A 26,993-nucleotide genomic window follows, 5' to 3' on the forward strand; every position below is an offset into this window, starting at 1 on the left:
ACATTTACAGGGCGAACTGCTCTTTGTAAAGTTTGGGGGAGATCCGGGTTTGTTTTTTGAAGAAGTTGGAAAAATAGAAGGGGTCGTTGAACCCGAGTTTATAAGCGACTTCTTTTACGGACAGATCGCCATAGGTAAGCATTCGTTTTGCTTCAGACGTAACAAGGCCGTAAATTACGTTCTGGGCTGTTTTCCCGGCATGGAGCTTCGCCAGCTCATTGAGTTTGGCCTCCGTAGTACCGAGCAGCTTTGCAAATTGTGCAAGGGTATAGTTATGCTCAAAGTTATCCCTCACCGCTTCCAGGAACCTCAGGAATAGCGCTTCCGGTTTCCAGATTTCATCGCCACGTTTCACCTTTGCCCGGTTGATAGACACCAGTATCAGGGCTACGCGGCTATGCACAGAAATGAGGTATTGGTAAGGCTGCTCCTGTAATTCCTCCCGGATGAGGGCCAGTTGTGTTTCCATGATATCTTTATCCACAGGGATTACTTCATTCATGGCGAAGTGGCAGAAAAGTCCGTTGTGAAAAATGAGTTCAATATCCTTATCATCTTTACAGAAAAAATTCAATGTGAATTCCAGTACAAATCCTTTGGCTTTCTGAGCCGGCCGGATACTGTGTATCTGGCCGGAGGTAATAGTGATAACGTCGCCTGGCTTCAGGGTAAATACAGTATGATCTGCCTGTACATTTAGTTTTCCTGCTGTACAGTAAACCAATACATACTTCATGATGCGCCGTGGTTCGCCGGGAAACGGGCTATGGTCCAGGTCTTTTATTTCAATCATCCTGTACTTGGTGGTTGTGTTACCGAAGATAGTATTTTAAACGGTATCCTGAATCTGCGTATTTAATATTTCCGATACGCATTTACAGTGCGTATCGGAAGCGGATTTTTATAAAGACAATTTCTTTATTGAAACCCAAAACCAAATTAAAAATGACATTTAAAAATGTAACTGAATTGACAGGAACTGCCGGCACAACTAATGGTGAGCTTTGCCATCTGTTGGGATATCATGATCCGGCCGATGGAGGAGGCGGCGTATTTTACTGGGATAGTACTTCTTCTTTAGATCCCAACCTGGGTACTATATTCAAAGTGGGCAATCTACCCGGCAGGTGGATCAGGAATATTGATGGAAACATTATCAATGTTCTGTGGTTTGGCGCTTCAGGAAGTCCTGCCATTGATTCAACTGCTGCATTGCAGGATGCAGTCCGTGTAGCAAATGCTTACTCGGCTACTTCGCCGGATCCGGGTTCCACTTATTATGGGAACAAGCCTACCTTATATTTCCCCAGGGGAGACCGGTACACCTGCAACGATACCCTCAATATTGCCGCCGGTGTGAATGTGGAAATGGAAGCGCCGGTAAGTTTTGTTGATCCTACTGATTCACTGCCGGGTATGGTGATAGGAAGTGATAGCGTAACCAATGCATCCATAAAACTTAGCCTCCGGATCGTTAAGGAAACAATATCAGCCTGGACAAATGAAAGCTGTATTGGCGTAAAGCTCATTAACCTTTTATCATCAAGACTAAACCTGGAATTTGTAAGCTCCTTTACCATTAATGTGCAACTCCTTGGTAGTGGACAATGCGCCTACAACAGGGTGGGAATAGGTACGTTAAAAGACGGCAAAATACAGCTGGACCTGCAGGCGTCAGGAACAGACGGTTTTTGTAACGAAAATGTTTTTACCGGCGGACGATTCAGCGTGAACTCAGGAAGTACGCTGGCGGATAAAGCAAGGTATGGCGTCAGGATAGGAATGTCGGGAACAACCGCGCACATACCCAACAACAATGTATTTTACAAGCCCAGTTTTGAGCTGAGTGCGTCATATATCACTGATCCAACCGTTACGGAATGCCGCGCCGTATTAATAAACCGGGGAATTAATAACCGGATGTGGGATGCACGGAATGAAAACAGCGGGAAGTGTTCAATGAAAATCACCGGTGCAGACAGCGTGCAGAATAGTGTTTATATCGGATATACCGATTTATCTGCCAGTGAGGTAAATGATACTGCTGTTCAGATAGAGGACGGAAGTAAATCCCGTAACAACCGGGTGGCTAATTATCCAAACTATTATAACGATGCTGTTAATAACAGTAATTGCTGGCAATCGCTTTTCCTACCATTGCATATCAATAAGTATAACAGCACCAATTACTTTTTCAGGGGGCTGCATTGCGCCGATAAAGCCAGCAGCGCTGTACTGCCTTCAAGACTTGTTGCGGCAGCGACAGCCAGTTATGTGGAAATTTCCGGTAACACAGGCATTGGTGTTTTTATCAATACCTTATCAGCGAAGAAATTTATTGTAAGAAAGAATGCAGATGCTGGATTTGGAGGTAGGGTATCTGTTGTTTGTTACGATAGTGCGGGCAATATACTGGCGCCTGTGATCGGTGCCAACCTCTTTTCACCGCATTTGACAATAGTTAATGCGGGGCAGTTTGGAGGATGTTATCTGAACAGTTCAGATGTTGATTTTGCTACCAGTTTTGCCGTGGGCGACAATGTAGCGTTTATAAGGGTGATATTAACATCCGGTACAGCGAATCTGAGGATAAGATCATTCTCGGTGGCTACGCTCGACTTTAAACAGGTAACAGCCTACACTGGCCTTGAAGCGGCAGGTATTGATCACAATTTGTCCTATGCGGCCGTTGTGCCAACAGATGTGAAACCCAAAGGAACTATTATATATAACGACTGGAGCATAACAACGGGACACCTTTGCTGGAGAAATGCAGATGGAGGCACCACCTGGGCTGAATTGTAGCGGTGATATTTGAAAGCCCGCCTGGAGCGGGCTTTCAAAATGGTGAATGGAATATTAGTAAGTTTCTTGTAGACTATTTTACAACTACTAAAGAATTATTACTAATTTCCGGTATAAAAAATTACGATGCGCCATCTATTCAAACTATGCCTGTTACTTTCTGTTTATTTGCCAGCGATGGCTCAGAAACCCGCTAATGAACTACATTTCACCAGCAGCCAGCAACAGCTGATTACTGTGTACAAGGGTACTATTTTCGTGAATGGCAATAAAGCTTTTGTACTGCATGAAGACATTATTAACTACAAAAGTAAACGCAACCGCCTGGTGGAGAACGGTAAATCCGTTTTTCTTTTCCTGGAGGTAAACGGCAGCCCGAACAAGAATCGGTTGTATGTGTTCAATATTGACCACTCCCTGGCAGACTCCCTGTTGAGTGTGGTGAGTTCAGATGTGAAAGACTGGGATCGTGACGGTAACCTTGAATTCGGAGGCAGTGATGTTACAAAGCCCTATCCTGCTGCCGATTCGATGTATTACATCCCGTCGAAGTTCTATGAAATAAAACGAGGTAAGATCACTTATGATGCAGAACTGACGGAAACCACCGATAAAAAAGCCAATGGCATTTTCCTGTCCCCGCCATTGAACGGCAGCAGTACAGTAATACCTAAACCGAAGAAACGTTACTAGGGGATAGTTAAATTTCCTGGTCGTTGTTCTTCTCTCTTTGCTCCGCCTTCCAGATAAGGAGGTCGATTCCTGACAACCCGGAAGGGTGGGAGGAGGCGTCTTCCTTATCTGTTTTTTCTTTCTTTACAACCGGTGTAACCGGTGTGAGCGTTTTAAAATCATTTGCAAAATCGGTTGTTGCCGGCCGGTTATTTTCCCAGAACTTCGACAGGAAGTTTAAGGCTTGCTGGGGCGTATCTATCTTCTCTTCTTCCTTCAGTAATTCCAGCAGCTTTAAATCGAATCTTACGGGTACCGGCTTGTTTTTTTCTTTTGCCATAGCTATAAAGGTACTACCTTACCCGCACACCAGGAAAATATATCCGCTTTGTGACGGCAGCAACTGAACAGCCCCTTCAATCAGTACATCTTCTTTCTGAAATTATATATTGCTATACCCGATAGCAGCGAAATAAAAATCACCAGTGAAAGGATACTTTGCCAGATGGCGCCACTTCCATCCTCATAATAGCGTTTTAGCTTAAACTGGCTCCAGTCAATGTTTTTAACCGGCTGGTCCTGGAAAATGGCCGGATAAAAATACAGGCGTAGCTGTTCGTGATAATTTCTGAGCGCCTGCTGGAAATCCAGGTGCTGCTGAAGATCAGATCCGGCAATTCCATTCAGCGTGAGCTGGGTTTGAATACCGGGAAGGATAAACGCAACGGCATTTGTAAAATCGTTTCTTTGCGCCAGTTTGTGTTTCATGGAACTGGCGCCGGGTGCTGCCTGGTCGTCACCGTTTTGCTGCATGGCAAAGTACCAATACCAGCTGAATGCCAGTTCTTCGGGGAACGGGTATTTTTTAAACTGTGGATAATGCTGGTAAAATGAAGTGAGGGCAACGCGCTTATCCATATCCCATTTTTCATGATATCCCTCTCGTTGCATCACCACGGTTTCCAGTGCTTCGGGAACGGGATATTTCCGGGTAAGCCAAACATTCACCAAAGCAGGTGCAAGGATGTTCAGCACCACCCAACATGAAATAAGCATAACCGCATTCACGCTGGAAGATCTTCCCCGCGAAATGACCCAGAAGGAGAGCGCGAACCAGCACAACAGGTACAGGCTCAATACCAGGATGACGGTCAGCAAACGAAGGTCCGCTGCAAGCCGGAGGTAAACACCTGCCACAGCCATCAATACCAGCGCTGTCAGGTAAATGGCGGCCATTCTCACCGCAAACTTCCGCCATAGTATTTTCAAAGGAGCAACAGATTGTGAACGGAGCAACCCCCATATACCGGATTCCTGTTCTCCCGAAAGTAAATTATAGTTAAATGCAATGATGATAAGGGGAAATATAAAGATAAATACAAAAGCCAGGTCCATATTACCCAGGAGCAGGGTAGTGGGGTTGTTAAGGTCGGTATCGTAGAGTTGTCCTTCGAGGCCCAGTGTGGTAACGCCGATGAGATAAGGATTGATGTCGCGCTGACCATTGGAAAATGCCGCCCAGCTGCGCGGCTCGTTAGCCATCGAAAATTTGGTATGATATAATACCAGTCCCAGTTCTTTGCCGAAGTATTTAATATTCCTGGCGGTATTTTCGGTCTGTAGTTTTTCCGCTTTGGCGATCACTTCTTTCTGCCTGTCTATAAAATTCTTCCCAAAATACAACCCGGCAAACCCGCTGATCAGCAGGATAAATATCCCTGTCAGGAGCGTTTTATTCCTGAAAAGGATTTTGCATTCCAATAAATATATACGTTGATTCATATTCGCTGTTATAAAGTTTTAACCCATTTTGATGATAGCAGCAGGCATCCCAGCAAGGCCATTAACCAGAAGAGCAGGGAAACGATGGTGGGGAGGTGATGCGACATCACCTGGTTAACCGGTTTAAACACATACTTAAAATCGGCCTGCTCCGCCCAATGGGCGCGGCTGATGGTTAAAGGCTTATCCTTTTCTCCGGGGGGCGTGTTGCTGATCTTTTCTTTCTGCAATTTGTTCATCCGCTGGGCGAGCCCGTAGCGGTAGGCTTCTGCCTGATCCTGGAAATCAGCATAGGTGTTAAAGTCAGAGGCTGTGAGCGCCATTGAGAGGTTCTTAATAGCGAGGAACGGGTTCAGGTAGCCCGCTGCCACCTGGAAACTGTTTTGCTGTTCAAATGTTTTTGTAAGGGCTTCCTGATGACGGGTATAAATATCCGCCGAAATCCTTTCTCCTTCGGCCATTACATAGCCACCGTAGTTAAAGGGAAGTTCTTTGACGTCATTTACCCCGTATTGTTTTAATACATCTGCCCGGAACTTTGCGTAATGCGGATCATCCGGATTATGACTATCACCCTGCTTGTGAAGGTCTGATTCAACGGCGGCAGCAAATTCAATTTTCGATGGAGAAGGATACACTTTAACGCCAATGGCCTGCGTAATCCTGGGCATCACAATGGTAAAGAATACCCAGCAGGCCAGCAACGTAGTGAGGGCCGCCCCCGATGTTTTGTGAACGGCTGATACCACTACTGCAATGCCGGCACAAATGATAAAGTAAATCGCATAAGCCAGTACCAGTAATAAAAGACGGATGGCTGCATCGGCTGTTACCTGCCAGTGACTAAGCATTGCCCACAGGAAAATGGTGAGCAAAATGACCGGGATAAAAAGTGTAAAGCTGACGGCAATAATCCCTGCAATTTTTCCCGACAACAGTGCCCGCCAGCTAACGCCCTGGCAAAGCAGTATTTTTAACGTACCATTTTCGCGTTCTGCGGAAATACTGTTATACCCGAGAAAAAAGATCAGCAACGGAACGAGCAGCTGCAACACCATTGCTACGCTCATCTCCCCGAAACGAAGCATACCGTTTGAGAAGCCGGCCTCGCTGAAGTTAACGGTATTTTGTTTGTGCGCTTCCAGGAAGATGGATACGCCCGCGAAGCTTTCAATACCAAAATCAAAGAAGCTCAGTTCATGTTTATCGCGGAAAGCGAGGTAGCCATAATGGGCCATCCGGTGTGGGTGCTTATCCGGTTTGGCCAGCCATTGCTGGCGGACAGTTTGTTTATATTTCAGTCGCTGGCCATTCTGGATATTAAAGTTCTGCCACCCGATATAGGTGGCCAGGCACAATGCCAGTCCGAGGATCAGGGTGAGGGCCAAAGTGGCTTTATTCCTGAAGGATGCTTTCCAGGTGCTGCCTGCAATTAGAAGGATCGTTTTCATTTGGTCAGAATTTATAAGTAGCGTTGAACATCACATTTCTGGGAGAACCAGGGAAGAGGCGGAGATAATTCTGCGCACCTATCCAATAGGTTTTGTTCAGGACGTTACCGATATTCAATGCCAGTTGTACCCTTGTTTTTGCCGGGCTATAATATAAAGCGGCATCCAGTAAAGTGTATGCCGGCAGTGTAAAATCACGGATGTACCACGGAAGTTTGTTGCCGCTGTATTGGATGCCGGCGCCAAAGCCAATTCCTTTTAGCATGCTATGGTCGTTCAGGTCGTAGCGGGTCCACAGGCTGCCGCTGTGTTTGGGCGTGTTCTGTACGCGCTCACCTTTTAGTTTTGGATTTAAGTCTTCCAGGATGATGGCATCCACAAAACTGTACCCTGCATTAAACTGCCAGTTGGACCTGATAAACCCCGAGGCTTCGAGTTCTATTCCGCGGCTGCGTTGTGCGCCCCTTTCCACCAGCCGGTTCACATCTTCAGGGTCGTTGGCATTCATCAGCAGGTGCTTCTGATTGATTTCAAAAAGGGAGATGTTCACCATCAGCAGGTCATTCAGCCAGGTTGATTTTGCCCCGATTTCTTTAAGATCGCTTTCCAGCGGTTTATAGTTGGCGCCTGCCGGCGGAGGTACCACTACCAGTGTGGAGGTATTGCCCTGCGGCTGGTAACCACGTAGGTAAGTGCTGTACAGGTTTATATTGGGAGTGATGGCATAGGTAACACCTATCCTGGGCAGCAGCTGCTGCCGGGAAATTTTCTTTTCGCTGGGGAGCTTATAGTTGCTGAAATCTTCATACCATTCCTGCCGCAGGCCAAGCGTGAGGGTGAGCTTCTGATAGTTCACCTGGTCCTGGATGTATACGCCGTTAATGAGGTAGTAAGCAGGTGGAATTTCTGTTCTGCTGAAAATATAATCGCCCAGGTTACGGATGGTATAACTGGGGTTGGCCAGGTTAAAGAAGTCCACGTTAGGCACCGGTGCATTTACGCCGTTAATTGTTTTAAAAAGATAGAGCTCTTTCTTTGCCGGATCGTACCGTGTAGCGATGGTCCCGTCTTTCAGCCGGTAGCCCTGGGCGGAGTTTTCGCCGCCGCCCCTGTACTTCTGTGTGTTGATGCGGTCGTATCCCGCTACGATCTTGTGATTTACAGCGCCGGTGTTGGTGTTGATGCTGAAATAGGCGCTCAGGTTATCTGTATTCCATTTCTGTTGTCGTTGTACGGCGCGCATGCCTGCTAAGGTGGGGATAGGAGCGTTGTTTTCATCTACGCCAAATGCGTTGGTGGTGCGGTGTTCGAGCAGGTCTTCATTCCAGGTTTGCTTCATGTAGGCAACATTAAAAACCACTTTTGATGTGAAGGCGTGGGAGCCGTTAATCATCAGCATCAGGTCCTGCGTATTAAAATAGTCGTTGCTGCCACCCATATTAAAATTGATGGGGGTGCTGTTCAGGTTTGTTTGCCCGGCGATAGCCCCGAATATGGCCTGTCCGCGGTCCAGCCTGGAGTTGCTGTTATTCATCACAAGCTCTACGTTCATGCTGGTGCTTTGATTGGGTACATAGGAAAACGAAGGTGAAATCAGGTATGCCTTTTTATATTGCAGGTCGCGGAAACTTTTGCTGTTTTCGTATCCTGCATTCAGGCGGTACAGCAGTGTTTTTTCCTTATTCAAGGGGCCGGTGAAATCGAGGGCGGCCCTTATGGTGCTGAAGCTGCCGGTGGAGATGCTCACCTGTTTCCTGTTTTCCGTGAGTGGTTTTTTTGTCACCATATTGATACTGCCGCCGGGGTCCACACTGGAAAAAGTAGCGCTGGCGGGTCCTTTAATCACTTCAATGCGTTCCAGGTTATTGGTGAGCGGCTGGTTAAAAAAGTACTGGCGTGTTCGCATACCATTGATAATAGCGCCTTCTTCATTCTGGCTGATACCGCGTATAGCAAACTGGTTATAGTAGCTGCTCTGGGAAACGCCTGTTACATTTTTCACTGCATCTGCCAGCGTAAATGCCTGCCGGTCGGCGATCAGCTCTTTTGATACGGAAGAAATAGCCTGCGGAATATCTTTGTTGGGAGATGCGATCTTTGTGGCCGAGAAGGAGTAGTCGCCATAATACTTTTGTGCGTTGGTACCGGTGATTTCCACCGTTTGTAGTTCCACTTTTTTTCCGGAAGAATCAATAATCTTTATTTGCGCTGCTGCCGCCGGTGACAAATACACAAAGCCTGTTGCCAAAAATAAGTTTTTGGCCACCGGGTGAGAAGAAAGAAATTTCATGAAGTATGTAACTAAATGGTTTGTAAGTATAGTTCCTGGAGATCGCGGGCATTGATATCGCCGGCGTTTAAGGTATGTACAAGCTGACCTTTGCGCATGATGCCAATCCGCGCGCCTACATTAACGGCATTGAATATATCGTGCGTAGCCATTAGCACAGATTTGCCCTGCCTCCCGAGTTCCCGGACCAATCCTGTGAATTCGTCAGTGGCTTTGGGATCCAGTCCGCTGGTGGGTTCATCCATGAGGATTACATCCGCGTTTTTTGCCAGCGCTATGGCGATGCCTACTTTTTGCCGCATGCCTTTGCTGAAGCCGGAGAGGTGCTTATCGTGCGCCTCCTGTTGTAAGCCGCAATCAGAGAGGAAAGCAGTGAGCCTGGGGTTATCATACCTAAAACCGGCCAGCCGGCTGAAGTAGTCCAGGTTTTCGGTGGCGGTTAAGCTGCCATACAGCATTACTACTTCGGGAATATACGCCAGGTGTTTGCGTGTTTCGGCGTCGCCGGGCCGTACTTCCTGCTGGTGGATCATTACTTTCCCTGAGGTGGGCGCTGTAAAGCCCAGGAACAGGTTGATAGTAGTGGTTTTGCCAGCGCCGTTCTGGCCCAGCAAACAGAAAATTTCACCTGGCTTAACTTCCAGGTTGAGATTGTCCAGCGCAACATGCGACTGGTAATGTTTTGATAACGATATTGCCTGAAGCATAAAAAATAGAATATAAGCAGCAATACACCTCCCGTATAGCAGGTGTGAAAAATCAGGAAACGGATGTTACATCCGATAGCAGTAAATAATTTAGCAGAAAGCGGGAGGTCCTTTATTTGTACAGGAGAGCAGGTAGCCTGAATAAGCCTGTACGCGGAAAAGTGAAGCGGTTGTTTTTTTAACCGGGGAGATGAATACCAGGTGAGGCAATTGTGTTGGCAGGAAGTGATGCGACTGATGTTTTATCAGATCACACAGCTTACACTTTGCATGGACCGTATTGAATTGATGATTGCCGGTATCCGTATGTTTTTTTAGCACCAGCTCAGTGCCGGTATTGCAGTGATGATGATGGAAAGCCTCTATCAGCGGGGTACTCAGGAAGATGAGCAATAGAAATATTGCTCCAATCCTGGAGAGTAGCAGAAGGCGGTATTTTTGTTTTTTATTCAAAATATGCAACGAAGTTACAATTTTCATTAAAACGGCGGAAGTTTTATTTTTTGAAACGGGACAGGAGTATATTAAAATGCCCGGTGATTTTTGAATCACCGGGCATTTTAATGAAGTTTCGCGTTTAGTTTTTAAGATCAAAACTTATAAAAATATTACTCAGCGTTGCCAGCAGTGAATTAGCACTTGTTGGCGGCGTGGTACCGGGCGTGCCGGTATTTCCTGATGCGTTAAAAGAAAAACTATTGATGGTGCTGAGGGCTGCCAGTTCCCCGGTAGCCGGGAAGTTTGTTAATGAAGAAGCCCCCTGTATCAGCACATCATTTACCCAAAGATTATAGGTTTGTGCCGGCAGTGTATAGCTGGTGGCGTCTTTTGTATAATTCTCTCCTGCGCTGCTGTTATTGCAGTATAATTCAATTTTATAGTTCCCGGTTTTATTGAATACTGTGTTGTTAATGGTGGTGTAGCCGAAGGTAGCATTGCGGTAGGAGAGGGTGGCAAAGTTGCCGCCATAAAAATCCAGGCGGATAGCCGCAAAAACGCCGGGCGTGTTAACGGAGGTCAGCTGGTTGGTGTTATTAAAGGTACTGCTGCTGGTGGTGCTGTAGCCAAACGGAATGATCAGCTGGCCGTTTGTTAATGCAGCATTGAGGTTGAGGTTAAAAGTAAGTGCGGCCAGCGGTTTTGCCTCGTCAATTGTATACCATGAAAGTTTTGCCGGGGTGTTGGTGGAGCTGGCGGCGATTTTCAGGCCGGGAGGATTAGTGCCGGCTTGTAGTTGAAAGTATCCTCCGCAGGTGGCTGGCAGAAATACCCGTCCGTAGCCATATGGCGGAGCGGGGAGAAAGCCGGGAGTTCCTTTTACAGAAACAGAAGCTTTGGCAGCGGTGGAGTCGGTGAAGGTGGCGGAGGCCGGTGCGCTCAGGTCAAATTTCCAGGTGATGTAGGGATGTTCCCATCCGGTACTGCTGTTTATTTTGTCGTGAATAGCATTGAGCAGGGAGAGCGACCCGCTCGCGTCCTGAAGCACCTGCCAGAACATAATGCCGCCCGCTTCCTGCTGGGCATACGCCGTTTTATTCTGAATGGTGGGGATGCCATTGTAGTTAACCACGTTGCCATCTGACCGCCGTACGGTGTCTTTGTTTTCGGCGCCGGGATATTGTGCGGTGATCTCGCTGAATTTCATGGATTGTAAATTGCCGGATAGTGTATATAGTCCGTAGAAAGGAACGCCTACCACTATTTTATTTGCTGCCAGTCCTCTTTGGCCTTTCCAGTACTCCACATGTTGTTTTGCATAGCTGTAAGGCGAATGTTCGTCGCCGGCTTTGTCGTAGGCCATTACGTTTATAAAGTCGAACGCTGCCAGGCAGGAATCTGTAACGCGGTCGCGCGTCCACCAGGCAACGGCTGCGGTGAGCAGTTTTTCGCTGGGTTTAAGTTGAGCCGACAGCCCGGTGATAAATGCTTCGTAGTTTTCATCGATGTTATCTCCTTCCAGGTCTACATCGATGCCATCCACATTGTATTGTGATACGAGGTTGATCACTTTGGTAATGAAAGCCGCCCTGTTGGCTGCGGTGAGCAGGTTGGCATACTGACTCTGATTGGAGCCGCCGCCGAGCGACAACAGTACTTTAACGTTGTTAAGATGCGCTTTTGATACAATGGTATCCAGCCCGGTGCCTTGTGATGCAGGGAAGTTACCATTTACGTCGGGATTAAAGAAAGCAATATTCAGGTGGGTGACTTTGGAGAAATCAAAGGCATTGATATGATCAGCGAGTGTGGAAGTATATTTAGGCAGATAGGCTACTATCTTAAACCCGGTTTCTTCCAGTTGCAATGTGGACATATGCCCTGTTTTGGTGGCGTTAAGCATATACCGGATTTTTGTGCAGCCGGAAATAAGTAACACCAGGATAGCGGATACGACTAGTTTTTGTTTCATTTTTTTTGGTTTAAATGAACAGTAAATAATAAGCGGAAATATTTTAAATAGCTGGTCTTGCCCGGTGCGGAAATTACCGGGAACCCATGATCTGGTTGATGTTATAATATCGGGTAGCCATCATCGTTATACCACTAAAGAAGTAGTACAATAATGCAGCATGGAAGCGTGTCTTATAAGACCTGCTTCGGCAATGACGGGAGATGTGTTTTTGGGCGAACGTTTTTTTACCTACTTTCGTGTACGTACACAAAAATAACTTTTATTTCTTCATTTCCAAGTTTTACAATAAAAATATAAGATATTAATGTGCCCGTATATGAATGGATGAAAACAGGATTAAATTAGTATTTTTGATGTATTACCGGCTGGTATAGCAGGTTTTGCCGGAACAGGCATACCTTCGCTGCTGTAAGCCGAATAATTGAATGCTCAATAAACCAGTTAATGAAAGATACAAAAGAAGCAGCATTGGTAGGAGTGAAGGAAATAGCCCGCAGGGCAAATGTTTCCATCGGCACGGTAGACAGGGTATTGAATAATCGTACCGGTGTGGCGGACAAAACGAGGGAAAAGGTACTGGAGATTATTAAGGACCTGGATTATCAGCCAAATATAATGGCAAGGCGACTGGCATCCAAAAGGCTCCTTCATCTGGCAGTGCTGATCCCGGCGGCTTCCGGTGAAACAGGATACTGGAATGCACCACTGAATGGTATCAGGCAGGCGGCTGCTGCGATACGCGACTTTGGGGTAACCGTGGAAATTTACTTTTTTGATCAGAATGATAAAACTACGTTCACCGCCAGGGCCAACGAAATTCTAAAGAAGGACTACCAGGGCATCCTGCTGGCGCCTATGTTTGAAGAGGAGTCCCTGAATTTTACCAAAAAATGCCGGGCAAAAAAGATCCCCTTTGTATTTATTAACTCGGATATCGAAACGGAGGGGAGTCTCACCTATATTGGGCCAGACCTGTACCAGAGTGGTTACCTCGCAGCGCATCTCATCAGCTATCTCGTAAGGGAAGGGCAGCAGGTACTGATTGTTAATATTTCCAGGGAAATGGACCTGCATCATCACCTGCTCAGAAAAGAAGAGGGTTTCCGGGCATATTATAAAGCGCATCCTGCTGATATCCAGATAAGGAAAACCGATATCCGGCAAACCGACTATAAATCCGTAAAAAGTAAATTACACAAAGCGCTGGCGAAAACGCCGGTGGATATCATCTTTGTTACCAATTCGCGGGTAGCCACGGTAGGGCGTTACCTGGAGGAAGCCGGTCTTGGCCATATTAAACTGATAGGCTACGATTTCCTCGCGGAGAATATCGACTATCTCAAAAAGTCGGTGATTGATTTCCTCATCTGCCAGAAGCCGCAGGAGCAGGGTCATAAAGGCATCATGGCTTTATACGACCACCTGGTTCACGCCGCTGTGATTGAGCGGCAGCAGTACATGCCCATTGATATCATCACAAGGGAAAACTATCTCAACTACAGGAATTAACCCTTTTTTTATCTCTCCCGAAAAAAAATATTTTATGATAGATAGCATTTTCTGATTTTTATTTCTATATTCGTGTACGTTAACGAAATGATCAGTTTTCTCTTTTCGTTAACGTGCATGGAATTGTGCTTTTGGGCGATTCCTCTTTTTTACCTTTTTTTCGTGTACGTTAACGGTCGTAATTTCACCCATCGTTTTTTAACAGCCTGTATTATTTCATCGTTGTTGCCAGGGAGTATTTAGTCAACCAGAATGCGCTACGCTTTATTCCGGATAAAGTGGAGCCGGGCGGGTATTTATTGATCACTGCCTGTACTTATCGAATTAGGCCAGAACCAAAATCACTACCACCATGAATGCAATTGTCAAGTTTAAACATCTGTACTTATGTATAACGATGTTGGCGGCTTCCCGGCATTATGCCGCTGCGCAGGCCCCCGCTGTTATAAAGGGCATCATCACCGATGAAAAAGGCGCTATCATTCCCGGCGCAAGTATCTTCAATAAAAACAGTAAGGAAACGGCCATCTCGGCGGGCGATGGCGGTTATTCCATCAAAGCCGCCGGCGGAGATAGCATCATTATCCAGATGATTGGCTACGAACGTTCCGGTTTCCTCACCAAAACGCAACGCCTCCAGAACGTAAGGCTCCGGTCGCGTTCAGAAACACTGAAAGATGTAGTGGTAACTGCACTCGGTATCCGGAGAGAAGAACGGGAACTGGGCTACGCATTTTCCGAAGTAAAGGGTGATGATATCAATAAAGCAAAAGAAACCAACGTGATCAATTCCCTGGCAGGAAAAGTGCCGGGCCTGATCATCAACAGTACGGCCGGAGGCCCCTCCGGTTCTTCAAGGGTTATCATCCGCGGAAATACCAGTATTACCGGCAACAACCAGCCGCTATATGTTATCGACGGCATCCCGATGGATAATTCCAACTACGGCCAGGTGGGCGATACCAAGTTCGCGGAAGGCGTGGATATGGGCGATGCCATCTCCGCTATTAACCCGGATGATATCGATAAAATCAGTGTGCTGAAAGGCCCCTCTGCCGCAGCTTTATATGGCAGCAGCGCGGCCAACGGCGTAATCCTTATCACTACCAAAAAAGGCGCGAAGTCAAAGGAATTGGGCGTGGAACTGAACAGCACTGCTACCATTGAAAACCAGCTTACAAAAGTAGATGGTAACCAATACCTGTACGGACAGGGCCGCTCCGGGCAATTGCCGCAGGATCAGTCGCAGGCGCAAAGTACCATGTTCACTAATTTTGGCCCCCGGTTAGATCCCAGCCTGAATGCCATCGGGTTCGACGGCGTAACCAGGCCCTATGCCCTCGCAAAAGATAATTTCGGAAGCTTTTTCAGAACAGGATCTTCCCTGAATAATACGCTGTCGCTCACCAACGCAACAGACCGGTCCAACTTCCGCTTCTCCGTTTCAGACCTGCGGTATAAAGACATCCTGCCGAACAGTGATATCCGCCGCAATAATTTTACGTTCAGCGGCCGGTCTAAATTCGGCAGCAAACTCGATGTGGATGTAAGGGCCACCTATCTGAATGAAAGGGTTAACAACAGGGCCGGACTGGGAGATGCACCCACCAACATCGGCCAGAACTTTAACGGCCTGGCCAATAACATCGATCAATCTGTTTTTTCCGATACCTATAAATCCGCACAGGGCGAGTACGTGGAATGGGGCGGTGGCGCCTACCGCCTGAATCCTTACTGGATCCTGTATGAAATGTCGAACGTTACGCTGAAAGACAGGCTCACCGGTGCTTTTAACGCTACCTATACGGTTAACAGCTGGCTGAGTTTCCTGGCAAGGGCTTCCACCGATATCACTTTCCTGGACTACCGGAAATACAGTCCGCGTACAACACCACTGGCGCTTTCGGGCATGATGAATGTATTGGATCAGAAGTACTCTACTACCCAGGCGGATTTCATGGCTACCCTTACCAAAAAGATTACACCTGATCTTAACTTCTCTGCACGCCTGGGCGCCAGCCTTAACCAGCGTATCAGGAAAGGTACCACCGCTACCTATTCCAATATGACGGTAACAGATGTTATCAGCATCAACAGCTACCAGGATAAAAGTATTGAAGAAAATAACAGCCGCAGGGAGATAAGATCAGCCTATGGATTGTTCACCTTCGGCTATAAGAATTACCTTTACCTCGATGCTACGGTGAGAACAGATGCCTCCTCTACGTTGCCTGAAAACAACAACGTATATACCTATCCATCCGTATCTGCCAGTTTCATTTTTACCGACGCGTTTAAAATGAAGAGCGATGTATTGTCGTTCGGCAAGCTGAGGGCTTCCTGGGCGGAAGTAGGTAACGACACCGATCCTTACATGCTGGATGTGTATTACAGTCTTTACCCACTGGCATTTAACGGTGTGCAACCAGCTAGCCTGGCCACCAAAATATTACCGAACATTAACCTGAAACCCACCAGGACCCGCTCATTTGAAGCCGGTACCAATCTTAAATTTTTTAACGGCCGTCTCAATTTTGACGCAACGTATTATACCTCCCGCTCCAGGGATCAGATCAATATTGTACCGGCGCCAATTTCTTCCGGGTATCCAAAACAGATCATCAACGCGGGTATGATCACCAATAAAGGCATAGAATTGTTATTGTCCGGCACACCTGTATCCAAAAAGGATTTCTCCTGGGATCTCACATTGAATTTTGCACGCAACATCAATAATGTAGAATCGCTGGCAGATGATGTACCGTTTATTGCTTTATCAGAAGCAAGATGGCTTGGCCTGCTGGTAGCCGCTATGCCTGGTCAGAAATACGGCGCTATCCTCGGATACGACTACCAGAGAGATCCGGAGGGAAACATTATCCTTAACCCATCTTCCCTGAACCCGATACCTACACCCGACAGAAAGGTATTGGGCAAAGGCGTGTTCGACTGGACCGGTGGTGTAATGAGTCGTTTTACCTATAAGAATTTCAGTCTCAATGCCGCATTCGACATCAAATACGGTGCTGATATTTTCTCTATGACAGACCTGTTCTCCGTAGTAAGAGGCAGCAGCGTGAAAACGTTACCGGGCCGCGAAGAATGGATCCTTTCGGAACAGGAAAGACTGGCCGCCAAAAAGACTCCCGGCGAATGGCAGGCAGCTGGAAATGTAAAAGGATATGTGCCTGAAGGCGTGGTACAAACCGGCACCGATGCCGGCGGCAAACCGGTATACACAAAAAATACACGGGCAGTAGATCCCTCTGTTTACTGGGGCGGTTTTTATTCCGATGGTAACGGTATCGCGGTACCATTTATTTACAAGGCTACCTATGTGAAGGTGAGGGAAATTACGTTGTCATACAAACTACCGGGCGCCTTCAACAGGAAGTTAGGGATCAAAGATGCCGCTGTGAGTTTGGTAGCAAGAAATCCTTTTATCATCTACAAAGATATTCCCAATGTAGATCCGGATTCCAATTATAATAACGGTAACGGCCAGGGACTGGAATATGGATCACTTCCATCAAGACGGGGCTGGGGAATTAATCTGAATGTTAAGTTCTAAATGATCAAACATGACAGACATGAACACTAAAAGCAACCATTCAATGAGATATATACTACTGGCGCTGTTGCTGCTGATATCCGCCTGCAGCAAATTCGGCGATCTGAATACAGATCCCACGAAGTCCAGCAAAATAAACCCCGAGAACCAGTTGATCTTTGCGCAACTATGGTTCTCCGGAGATCTCTCTACGCAGGAACGTACCAACAGCATTGTGCTGTTGCCGATGATGCAACAGCTGGGCGCCGCTTACTATGCGCGGGTAGGAGGCATGTATATCAAAGACATTACACGGATGTGGGTAATGTGGGAAAACAGTTATCAGAATAATGTGGTGAATATAGTAGACGCCGTAGAACGCACCAACGGGGTGGAATCAAAAACCAATCTGAATGCCATCTGCCGGATCATGAAAGTATATACGTTTGCCAGGTTAACGGATTTGTATGGAGATATACCCTATTCCCAGGCCGGCAGCGCCTTTTACACCCAGGTGAAGCGTCCGGTGTATGATCAGCAGCAGGACATCTACAACAATTTTCTTGAAGAACTGAAAGCCGCATCCGCACAACTGGACCCCGCGAAGGATAAAGTATCCAATGAAATTTTTTACAAAGGAGATATTGCCGCCTGGAAAAAATTTGCCAATTCCCTCCGGATCAGGCTGGCCCTGCGCCTGGTAAAACGTGATGCAGAAAAGGCAAAGAAAGAAGTACAGGAAGCCTTTAATGCAGATGGCGGCGTTATGATCAGCAATGCAGATAATTGCATGACGAAGCACATGGACATCCAGAATAATTATTCGGACCTGCGCGGCAACTCCGTGTCTGCCGCCATCAATCAGCAAAGTGCGATGCCGAAGATCGTGACCACTTTCCTCGATCAGCTGAAAAATACCAACGACCCGCGTATCAACTACATACCACGTTGTTACAAACAGAATGTGCCGCTGAAGCCTTTTGAGAGAGAAGATATTACGGCACAGGTAAGAGCCAGCGTGCTGGGGCTGGTGGGATCGAAACCCGGGAAGTATGTGTATGAAGACTGGGTAGGTCCGGTTACAGTTAAACTCGCCAATGGCGCCAATTATAACGCAGTGAACGGTGATTTGAAATGTGAGATGAATACTTGTTTTATGCGCAATAATGCTCCCTTCCTGCATTTGACCTATGCAGAAGTGGAGTTGTTATTGGCAGATGCGTCTGTGCGCCTGGGGCTCACACTGGGTGCAGACGCGGCTACGCATTATCAGAAGGGGGTAGAGGCAGCGATGAAACAGCTGAGCCTTTACCCCGGCGGGCCGGTAATCTCCGATGCGGAAATAGCTGATTTCTTAACCAACAATCCACTGCAGCCGGGAACAGAATTAAAACAGATCAATAACCAGTTGTGGATCGCCTTAATGCTGAACGGGCCTGAGCTGTTTGCCAACTGGCGCAGGAGCGGGTATCCTGAACTGGTAGCCACGCCCAACAATGAATCCACCTCCCTGACTATACCACGCCGGTTTCAGTATCCATTGTCCGAAAAAGAACAGAATAAAGTGAATGTACAGGCTGCCATTGACAGGATAGGGGAAGATGACTGGCTGAAAAGAGTATGGTGGGACAAAGAATAAACATCCAAACACAGGAATAAAAATATTAACTGATGAAACGATCTATTTATTTATTGCTGGCGGTTTTTATGGGATGCTGCTTTATGATAGCAGGATGTAAAAAAGAAGAAGCCGGTGAACAGGCCGATGGAAGGCCGTTTACACCACGCGTATTCAATGAAGCCGCCCTGTTCCCGGAAAGTCCGGACAGTGTAAGGGTATTGATGATGGGGGAGAAGCTGCCCTTCACCGGTATGCAATATTCTCCCGGAGGCAAAGTGGCCATATCCTGGAAAGTAAACGACAAAGAAGTATCTACTGCTGATACCTTTGCATTCACTGCCACAGCCGGCGGCGCATTCCGTATCCGGCTGGAAGTGTCTTATGAAGGAAAAACCACCAGTCGCTACCGCGATGTTTTTGTAGTGCCGGATACCTATCAGAAAAAGGCCGCCGCCGGCGTTGTGCTGGCATACCTGAATGATACGGCCGGCTATAAGTATATCGACTGGAACACGATCACGCACCTGGCGTACAAAGTAGGTACTATCACAGCTGCCGGCGTAATGGACATTTCGAAAGGAGAACCTTACCGGAAGGCCGAAGAGCTGACAGGCAGGGCGCATCTCAACGGCGTACCGGTGTTGCTGGGTGTAAGCGGCGCATTGTCGGGCGATGGATGGAGCGTAAGCCAGAGCAATAATTTTGGCGCCGTGATCACAGATGCGGCAAAAAGGGCGACGCTGGTAAAGGCCATCGCAGCTTATATTGCCGCAAAGAAAATGGATGGCGTGGATATCATGATGACCGACATCAACGCATCTTCTGCTATTATTAATGCTAACATTGCAGCAACGGGTTTGTTATTGAACGAGCTGCGGGCGGCACTGGGCGCAGGCGCTATTATTTCAGTAACAGTGCCCACCAATCAATATCACGACCGTTATCCTGATCTCTCCGCCGCCACCTGGTTAAACGTGCATGCCTTCGAAGACGGTATGCATGTAGGGCCGGGTAAGGTTCCGGGTCAGCCTTCGGGATATGATTACTTTGTGGCCGGGGCGCAGCTGTGGAAAGCAAAGTATCCTGCTTCAAAACTGGTGATCGGTATACCGGCTTTCGGACTGAGATATAACCAGCTGGATGCAAACGGGAATAACCTGGGCTGGTCGTCTTATAACTATATTCCCTACAAGGATATCCTGGCAGCGGCGCCCACGGCAGCTGATAAAGAATATGCAGCGATTTCCAAAGGGGTATACTTTAATGGCTTACCACTGGTAACGCAGAAAGCCACTTACCTGAAACAGAACGGCTTCCTGGGCGCTTATATCTGGACAGCCGATTATGATGTAAAAGGCGCCAGTTCTTTAACCGGAACTATATTCAACTTATTGAAATAAAACAAGCAGTACTATGATGGCAAAGCGGGTATTAACAGTGGTGTTTATATTGGCCATGTATCTTCCGGTAAATGGTCAGGCGGATACTTTCCGCGTGAAAGGTTTTCATCTCGACCTGCGTATCCAGGTGATGAAAATGCCGGCGTTGAAAGCGTTTGTGCAGCAGTTAAGCGAACATGGTATCAACACACTGGTGATGGAGTGGGAGGCTACCTATCCTTATCAGCAACACGCCGTTATTTCCAACCGGTATGCCTACACGCGAACGGAGATTATTGACTTCGTAAAGTACTGCAACGGGTTGGGTGTTGACGTGATCCCCCTCCAGCAAAGCTTTGGCCATGTTGAATATATTCTCCGCCACTGGCGCTACCGGGAACTCCGGGAAGACCAGAAAGACTATTCACAGGTAAACCCAACCAAAGAAGCGCTATGCAAAGCACTTTTCAGCGATCTGTATAAAGATCTTATCTCCACACATACCTCCCGGTATATTCATATTGGTGGTGATGAAACTTATCTGCTTGGTCATTCGGAAGCCTCCAAACAAAAGGTGGCAAAAGTGGGCAAAGGACGTTTGTATGGTGATTACATAAAAATGTTGTGTGAAGAAGTAGTAAAGTTGGGCAAAATACCGGTAGTGTGGGCAGATATTGCGTTGAAATATCCTGATGCGTTACAGGGCTTACCAAAGCAAACTGTTTTTATAGACTGGAACTATGGCTGGGACCTCAATCGTTTTGGGGATCATGAAAAGCTCATGCAGAGCGGGTTTGAGATATGGGGTTCCCCGGCAATCAGGAGCGGGCCTGATAATTATTTCCTGACCGACTGGAAGAAACATTTTAATAATATCCGCGACTTCATTCCGCAGGCGCGGAAGTTGGGCTACCGTGGTATGATCATGACTTCGTGGTCTACTTCCGGAATATATTCCCCGGTGTTTGAATCGGCTACCGATATTACCGACCTGTATGCGATCCGCCGGGTATATCCCATTACGGGATTTGATATGCTGATAGCAGCATATTTTGAAAGTCTGCGTACCACGGGCCCCCTGGAAATAGAAAAGTTCATTGGGCGCTACTGCAAAGATAAATACGGCTTTAATGAAACGCAGTCCATGTTATTCTGGAATGCCCTGAAAAAAACGCCTTATGAAGTATTGCAGGGAGCCGTGGTGAAGCCGGGTGTTTCGCTTGCCGCTTTGCTGGACAGCGCCCGGGAAACAGCCAGGGTGCTATATTCGCTGCAACCTTCCGCCAACAAATCCAGTTTCGGTCACTTCCTGTTGATGAGTGATATCCGGATCTATTACCTGACATGCTTAACGATAGAAGCCAGGATGAATGATGGTACATATTCGCGGGAACAAGCAGCGGGCCTGCTGCAACAGCTGAATGAGCTGAAGCCGGAGCAGCTGAATAAACGTTTCGCTCTTATGAATAAGGAGGTGTTGTTTCCTGCGGAGATTGAAACAGAAAACACATTGCGTAATGAAAGATGGAATCAGTTAAGATATAAGCTGGAGGCCAACAAATGACACATATGAACATGCAGGGAGTACTGTACAAGAGGAAGGAAGATACCATTCCCATTATAATCATCGGGTGGATGTTTTTTATTTTTGGGATGGTCACCTGGATCAATGCGATCCTGATCCCTTATTTTAAGATAGGCTGTGAACTGAATAATTTTCAATCCTACCTGGTGGCATTTGCTTTTTATATTGCTTACCTGGTGATGTCGCTGCCGGCAGGTTACCTGTTGAAGAAAACAGGTTTCCGCAAGGGGATGATGATTGGTTTCTGGATCATGGCTTCCGGCACATTGCTCTTTGTGCCTGCGGGTATTACGAGGGCTTACCCGCTTTTCCTGGCGGGTCTTTTCACGATTGGTTTGGGTCTTGCGATCCTTCAAACCGCTGCCAATCCGTACATCACCATCCTCGGCGATAAAGAGCGGGCCGCGCAGCGGTTCAGCATTATGGGTATCTGCAACAAAGCAGCCGGCATACTGGCGCCGCTTTTATTTGCAGTGGCTATTATACGGCCGGGTGATCAAACACTTTTCAGGGAACTTCCCGCCATGCAGGGACCGGAAAAGGAAGTGATCCTGGACCAGCTGATCCAACGGGTGGTGATACCTTATGCAGTGGTATCTGTTGTTTTATTTTTGCTGGGATTATTGATAAGATTTTCTCCTTTGCCGGAAATTGATACCGATGCCGGCCCCTCAGCTATGGCGGTTCCGCAGGAGCGCCCGAAAAGCATACTGGAATTTCCACACCTGGTGCTGGGGGCAGTAGCCATTTTCTTTCACGTAGGCTCACAGGTGATTGCGGTGGACAGTATCATCAACTACGCTTCCAGTATGGGGATGCCTTTCCTCGAAGCAAAGGTATTCCCGTCGTATACTTTAGCGGCCACTATCACAGGTTATATACTGGGTATCTTATTGATACCACGTGTTCTTTCGCAACTGACAGCGCTGCGTATCTGTACCCTATTGGGCCTTTTGTTCAGCTGCATGATTCCCTTTGTACAGGGGAAGGTACCGCTGCTGGGGCATCACACCGATGTTTCTGTATGGTGCATTGTACTCCTGGGATTCGCCAACTCCATGATATGGGCGGGAATATGGCCGCTGGCACTCGACCACCTCGGACGTTTTATAAAAACAGGCGCCTCTTTACTGGTGATGGGATTATGCGGTAATGCCATTTTGCCACTCCTGTATGGCTATTGGGCCGATAAGGTTGGTTTGCGCCTCGCCTACCTGGTACTATTACCCTGTTATGGATACCTGATCTTTTACGCATTTTATGCATTTGGCCTGAGAAGCTGGAACCGGAAAACAGTAAATGAATAATGAAATACCTGAAGATATATAACGGAATGGTACTTACGCCGCAACGCACTATTAGCAGTGGTTGCGTGATCATCGCAGATGGCGTTATCGCAGAGGTGAGCGATAAAAATATAGCTATACCCGGCGCAGCAGAGATCGATGCCCGCGGAAAATACATTGCTCCCGGCTTCATAGACATGCATGTGCACGGTGGTGGTGGTCACGACTTTATGGACAACACGCTGGAAGCTTTTCTGCAGATTGCGATTACGCATGCGCGTTATGGCACCACAGCCATGATGCCCACCACCCTGAGCTGCGATAAGCAGGATTTGCTGGATACCCTGGCTATTTATGAACAAGCCCATAAGCTGAACGATAAAGGCGCCGCATTTGCCGGGCTGCATATTGAAGGGCCTTACTTTTCCATGCAGCAGAAAGGCGCGCAGGACCCGCGGTATATCCGCCATCCGGACCCCGCTGAATACGTGGACATACTTTCCCGCTCGCCAGCCATCAAAAGATGGAGTGCTGCGCCGGAGCTGCCCGGCGCACTGGAATTCGGAAGATATTTAACCAACAGGAATATCCTGGCGGCATTGGCGCATACCGATGCCATTTATGAAGAAGTGATAAAGGGCTACGAAGCAGGTTTTACGCATGCTACGCATTTTTACTCCTGTATGTCCGGTGTTTCGCGGCGCAATGCGTACCGCTATGCCGGGGTAATAGAAAGCGCTTACCTGATTGATGGCATGACCGTAGAAATCATTGCTGATGGTATTCATTTGCCTGCCCCGTTGCTGAAACTCGTGTATAAAATTAAAGGCCCCGAACGTACGGCGTTGATCACCGATGCCATGCGGGCAGCGGCCATGCCGGAAGGCCCATCTGTGTTAGGCAGCCTTAAAGATGGGTTGAACGTGCTGGTGGAAGATGGCGTAGCCAAATTGCCCGACCGCAGCGCTTTTGCGGGAAGCGTAGCTACTGCCGACCGGTTAGTACGGAACATGGTGGAACTGGCAGAGATACCCCTGCGCGATGCGGTAAGGATGATGAGTGAAACACCTGCATCTATTCTTCATATACAGGACCGGAAAGGAACACTGGTAAAGGGGAAAGATGCGGATCTCGTCATCTTCGACGACAGGATAAATATTGACACCACCATCGTGAACGGAAACATTGTATACATGTCGAAAGAAACATTCTCCGGTTATCTTATCTAAATAAAACAAACATGATAAAGGAATTTAAAGCAGGGAAATTAACCGCGAAGATTTATCCGGACCGGCAGGAAATGGGCAGGGCAGCTGCAGCAATGACGGCAACTACTCTCCGGTATTTATTGGGAAATAAAAAAGAAGTGAATATCATTTTTGCGGCCGCCCCTTCCCAGAACGAGTTCCTGGAAACGCTGTTACAGGAGAAAGGCATTGAGTGGCGCCGCGTAAATGCTTTTCACATGGATGAATACATTGGCCTGCCGGCAGATGCACCACAGGGATTCGGCAACTTTTTGAAGCACCGGATCTTTGATGCATTACCCTTTCATACCACCCGCTATATCGATGGCAGTGGAACGGAAGCCGCCTGTGAAAAGTATGCCGCGCTGCTGCAAACACATGTTGCAGATATCGTATGCATGGGAATAGGGGAGAATGGTCACCTTGCTTTCAACGACCCGCCGGTGGCCGATTTTAAAGATCCGCGGAAAGTGAAAATAGTAATGCTGGATGAAGTGTGCCGGCAGCAACAGGTAAATGACGGCTGTTTCACTACGCTGGAAGAAGTACCCACGCATGCCGTTACGTTAACCATCCCTGCACTGCTGGCAGCGCCGTATATTTTTTGCGTAGTGCCTGGCCCGCGGAAAGCAGCAGCAGTATATGATACTATTCACCAGGATATACAGGAACAATATCCCGCCACTATCCTGCGAAACCACCCCGGCGCCATACTTTTCCTGGATGGGGAAAGTAGTGCCCGGTTAAGCCACCAAAAGGTATCATGATGCGGAAACTGGAGGTGCCCTTTATTCCGTTGTATGGTAAACCGGCCCCGGCTGAGGTGAGCAGGATGCTGGACAGGCTACAGGTGATCCCGATCAGTTGTAACCCCTGGCCCCAGTATGCGCACGCGGTGGAGGCAGCATTTTCTATTGCCCATAGTGAAGATGCTATCCTGCTCAAGTACTACGTAAAAGAAAGTCATTTGCTGGCGGCGGCTTCTACCAACGGGGATATTCATAAAGACAGCTGCGTGGAATTTTTTGTTGCCTGCGATGATGGCGGAAACTATTATAACCTGGAGTTTAATTGCATCGGCTGGTGTAAAGCCGGGTTTGGATCCAGCCGTGAAAACAGGGCCCCGTTGCCCGTTACGGCTACTGACCTGATCACCACCGCCACTCATATCATATCAGCAGCAGAGCATGGCAGAAGGTCATTTGTTTGGGAATTAACGGTGATTATACCGGCAGTAGTATTTAGCTATCACAACATTACTACACTAACTGCCATGAAGGTAAAAGGTAATTTTTATAAATGCGGAGATGAAATGCCGGCGCCACATTTTTTAACCTGGAATGATGTAAAGGCCGCCATGCCGGATTTCCACCGGAGGGAAGATTTTGCCGACATCTGTTTTCTCTGAGTATTCATTAACCTATAAAAAGTACAACGTATGAAAAGCATTTTTGCATGGCTGCTGGCAGCCATCCCTGTTTGTTTTACAAATTGTACCTCTTCTAAGCTGGATGGCCCGGTTCAAACAAAAGCAAGTGTTCAGCTTACCCCCTTATCTTAATTAAGTATGAAATCTGTACCGGAAAGATACCCTGCGTTGGATGTGCTGAGAGGCATGACCATTGCTTTCATGATAGTGGTGAATACACCCGGCAACTGGAATGCGATCTATGCGCCTTTCAAACATTCCGGCTGGCACGGTTTTACGGTGACCGACCTGGTGTTTCCTTCCTTTCTTTTTGTGGTGGGAAACGCGCTTAGCTTCAGTATGAGAAAGATGAATAGTCTTTCTCATACTGCATTTACAGGGAAGGTATTCAGGCGTACAGCGATCATTTTTGTAACAGGCATATTACTCGGTGTGTTCCCTTTTGTTCAGTATGAGCAAGGGCATTATACGTGGATGCGCCTGGCTGATACCCGTATCTGGGGCGTTTTACAGCGTATTGCGGTTTGTTACTGCATCGCAGCTTTTATGATCCGTTATTGCAATAGCCGCGCGCTTGTTATCATGTGTGTATTGATATTATTGTTGTATTGGTATGTGCTGTATTGTTTTGGTGTACCGCCCGGCCCTTACAGCCTGGAAGGAAATGCGGTTGGCAGATTGGATGCGCTTTATTTATCTCCGGGGCATATGTATAAGCATTATGGCTTTCCGTTTGATCCGCTGGGACTGCTGAGTACATTTCCTGCCGTTGTTAATGTGGTGGCAGGATTTCTTACGGGGAGTTTTGTTCAGAAGAATGGAAAGGGCGTGGCCGGTATCATCAGGCTATTTGCTGCCGGGATACTACTGGTAGCAGCCGGTGCGTTGTGGAACAGGTGGCTGCCCATCAACAAGCCGCTCTGGACCAGCTCCTATGTTATTTATGCCACCGGTTTTGATTTGCTGATCCTCGCTGCACTGATCACCATCATTGAGGTATGGTTATTCCGGAAATGGACTTACTTCTTTGAAGTATTCGGTAAAAATCCCTTGTTCATCTACATTGTTGCGTGGGTAGTGATTGTGCTGATGGGGATGATACGCATAAACGGGGGATCTGTGAAAGGAATTATTTACAGAGATGCTTTTAGCAGTTGGTTATCTGACAAAAATGCTTCCCTGTTGTTTGCTATTGTTTATATGCTGATGATGTGGCTGGTTGGGTATGTGATGGATAGACGGAAGATACATGTGAAGGTGTAATTTA

The 26,993-nt window shown here is 47.4% G+C and carries 21 protein-coding genes; 13 read left to right on the plus strand and 8 right to left on the minus strand.

Features of this window, described 5'->3' with window-relative positions; genetic code table 11:
- Nucleotides 1-4 precede the first annotated feature (4 nt).
- Complete coding sequence (locus ACMXI2_RS06500) at nt 5-793, minus strand: helix-turn-helix domain-containing protein (protein ID WP_483780889.1); 789 nt, start codon at nt 791-793, stop codon at nt 5-7.
- 152 nt (nt 794-945) lie between these two features.
- On the opposite strand from ACMXI2_RS06500, the gene ACMXI2_RS06505 reads away from it, so the two are divergent.
- Entirely contained in the window at nt 946-2,805 is a 1,860-nt protein-coding gene (locus ACMXI2_RS06505; protein WP_483780890.1) for a hypothetical protein, read from the plus strand.
- 126 nt (nt 2,806-2,931) lie between these two features.
- The gene (locus ACMXI2_RS06510; RefSeq protein WP_483780891.1) at nt 2,932-3,498 is read left to right on the plus strand and encodes a hypothetical protein; all 567 of its coding nucleotides are present in this window, start codon (nt 2,932-2,934) and stop codon (nt 3,496-3,498) included.
- Between the two features lie 7 nt (nt 3,499-3,505).
- On the opposite strand, the gene ACMXI2_RS06515 is transcribed toward ACMXI2_RS06510, so the two are convergent.
- The 7 genes from ACMXI2_RS06515 to ACMXI2_RS06545 all read right to left on the minus strand — a co-directional run bounded on the left by ACMXI2_RS06515 (nt 3,506) and on the right by ACMXI2_RS06545 (nt 12,117).
- Nucleotides 3,506-3,817, minus strand: a complete 312-nt coding sequence (locus ACMXI2_RS06515; RefSeq protein WP_079468386.1) for a hypothetical protein — start codon at nt 3,815-3,817, stop codon at nt 3,506-3,508.
- Nucleotides 3,818-3,897: 80 nt separating this feature from the next.
- On the minus strand, nt 3,898-5,259 hold the full coding sequence (locus ACMXI2_RS06520; protein WP_483780892.1) for a DUF3526 domain-containing protein: 1,362 nt from the start codon (nt 5,257-5,259) through the stop codon (nt 3,898-3,900).
- Between the two features lie 8 nt (nt 5,260-5,267).
- Nucleotides 5,268-6,710, minus strand: coding sequence for an ABC transporter permease (locus tag ACMXI2_RS06525; RefSeq protein WP_483780893.1), 1,443 nt, complete (start codon nt 6,708-6,710; stop codon nt 5,268-5,270).
- 4 nt (nt 6,711-6,714) lie between these two features.
- Nucleotides 6,715-8,958: a TonB-dependent siderophore receptor gene (locus tag ACMXI2_RS06530; protein ID WP_483780894.1), complete on the minus strand. Its 2,244-nt coding sequence runs from the start codon at nt 8,956-8,958 to the stop codon at nt 6,715-6,717.
- Between the two features lie 53 nt (nt 8,959-9,011).
- The gene (locus ACMXI2_RS06535) at nt 9,012-9,707 is read right to left on the minus strand and encodes an ABC transporter ATP-binding protein (RefSeq protein WP_483780895.1); all 696 of its coding nucleotides are present in this window, start codon (nt 9,705-9,707) and stop codon (nt 9,012-9,014) included.
- 90 nt (nt 9,708-9,797) lie between these two features.
- The gene (locus tag ACMXI2_RS06540; RefSeq protein WP_483780896.1) at nt 9,798-10,187 is read right to left on the minus strand and encodes a hypothetical protein; all 390 of its coding nucleotides are present in this window, start codon (nt 10,185-10,187) and stop codon (nt 9,798-9,800) included.
- A 97-nt stretch (nt 10,188-10,284) separates the two neighbouring features.
- Nucleotides 10,285-12,117 carry a glycosyl hydrolase family 18 protein gene (locus ACMXI2_RS06545; protein ID WP_483780897.1) on the minus strand — a complete coding sequence of 611 codons (1,833 nt, stop codon included), beginning with the start codon at nt 12,115-12,117 and terminating at the stop codon, nt 10,285-10,287.
- A gap of 447 nt (nt 12,118-12,564) precedes the next feature.
- Here ACMXI2_RS06545 and ACMXI2_RS06550 point away from each other — a divergent pair, with 447 nt between their 5' ends.
- The 11 genes from ACMXI2_RS06550 (at nt 12,565) to ACMXI2_RS06600 (ending at nt 26,989) form a co-directional block, all read left to right on the plus strand.
- Nucleotides 12,565-13,629, plus strand: coding sequence for a LacI family DNA-binding transcriptional regulator (locus ACMXI2_RS06550; RefSeq protein WP_483780898.1), 1,065 nt, complete (start codon nt 12,565-12,567; stop codon nt 13,627-13,629).
- A 352-nt stretch (nt 13,630-13,981) separates the two neighbouring features.
- Nucleotides 13,982-17,200 carry a SusC/RagA family TonB-linked outer membrane protein gene (locus ACMXI2_RS06555; RefSeq protein WP_483780899.1) on the plus strand — a complete coding sequence of 1,073 codons (3,219 nt, stop codon included), beginning with the start codon at nt 13,982-13,984 and terminating at the stop codon, nt 17,198-17,200.
- A gap of 43 nt (nt 17,201-17,243) precedes the next feature.
- Nucleotides 17,244-18,818, plus strand: coding sequence for a SusD/RagB family nutrient-binding outer membrane lipoprotein (locus ACMXI2_RS06560; RefSeq protein WP_483780900.1), 1,575 nt, complete (start codon nt 17,244-17,246; stop codon nt 18,816-18,818).
- A gap of 32 nt (nt 18,819-18,850) precedes the next feature.
- Nucleotides 18,851-20,200 (plus strand): glycosyl hydrolase family 18 protein, encoded by a 1,350-nt coding sequence (locus ACMXI2_RS06565; protein ID WP_483780901.1) that lies wholly within the window; start codon nt 18,851-18,853, stop codon nt 20,198-20,200.
- A 13-nt stretch (nt 20,201-20,213) separates the two neighbouring features.
- Nucleotides 20,214-21,743, plus strand: a complete 1,530-nt coding sequence (locus ACMXI2_RS06570; RefSeq protein ID WP_483780902.1) for a beta-N-acetylhexosaminidase — start codon at nt 20,214-20,216, stop codon at nt 21,741-21,743.
- Nucleotides 21,744-21,748: 5 nt separating this feature from the next.
- Nucleotides 21,749-23,071 (plus strand): sugar MFS transporter, encoded by a 1,323-nt coding sequence (locus ACMXI2_RS06575; protein ID WP_483780903.1) that lies wholly within the window; start codon nt 21,749-21,751, stop codon nt 23,069-23,071.
- Nucleotides 23,071-24,279, plus strand: a complete 1,209-nt coding sequence (gene nagA, locus ACMXI2_RS06580; protein WP_483780904.1) for an N-acetylglucosamine-6-phosphate deacetylase — start codon at nt 23,071-23,073, stop codon at nt 24,277-24,279. Before ACMXI2_RS06575 ends, nagA begins: the two co-directional genes overlap by 1 nt.
- Before the next feature lie 11 nt (nt 24,280-24,290).
- Nucleotides 24,291-25,064, plus strand: a complete 774-nt coding sequence (locus tag ACMXI2_RS06585; protein ID WP_483780905.1) for a glucosamine-6-phosphate deaminase — start codon at nt 24,291-24,293, stop codon at nt 25,062-25,064.
- The gene (locus ACMXI2_RS06590) at nt 25,061-25,705 is read left to right on the plus strand and encodes a carbohydrate-binding family 9-like protein (protein ID WP_483780906.1); all 645 of its coding nucleotides are present in this window, start codon (nt 25,061-25,063) and stop codon (nt 25,703-25,705) included. The genes ACMXI2_RS06585 and ACMXI2_RS06590 overlap by 4 nt, the downstream gene beginning before the upstream one ends.
- Before the next feature lie 30 nt (nt 25,706-25,735).
- Nucleotides 25,736-25,858: a hypothetical protein gene (locus ACMXI2_RS06595; protein ID WP_483780907.1), complete on the plus strand. Its 123-nt coding sequence runs from the start codon at nt 25,736-25,738 to the stop codon at nt 25,856-25,858.
- A gap of 6 nt (nt 25,859-25,864) precedes the next feature.
- Nucleotides 25,865-26,989 (plus strand): acyltransferase family protein, encoded by a 1,125-nt coding sequence (locus ACMXI2_RS06600; protein ID WP_483780908.1) that lies wholly within the window; start codon nt 25,865-25,867, stop codon nt 26,987-26,989.
- The last annotated feature ends 4 nt before the right edge of the window (nt 26,990-26,993 follow it).

This window comes from Chitinophaga sp. G7 BAM 1005 (assembly GCF_057126945.1).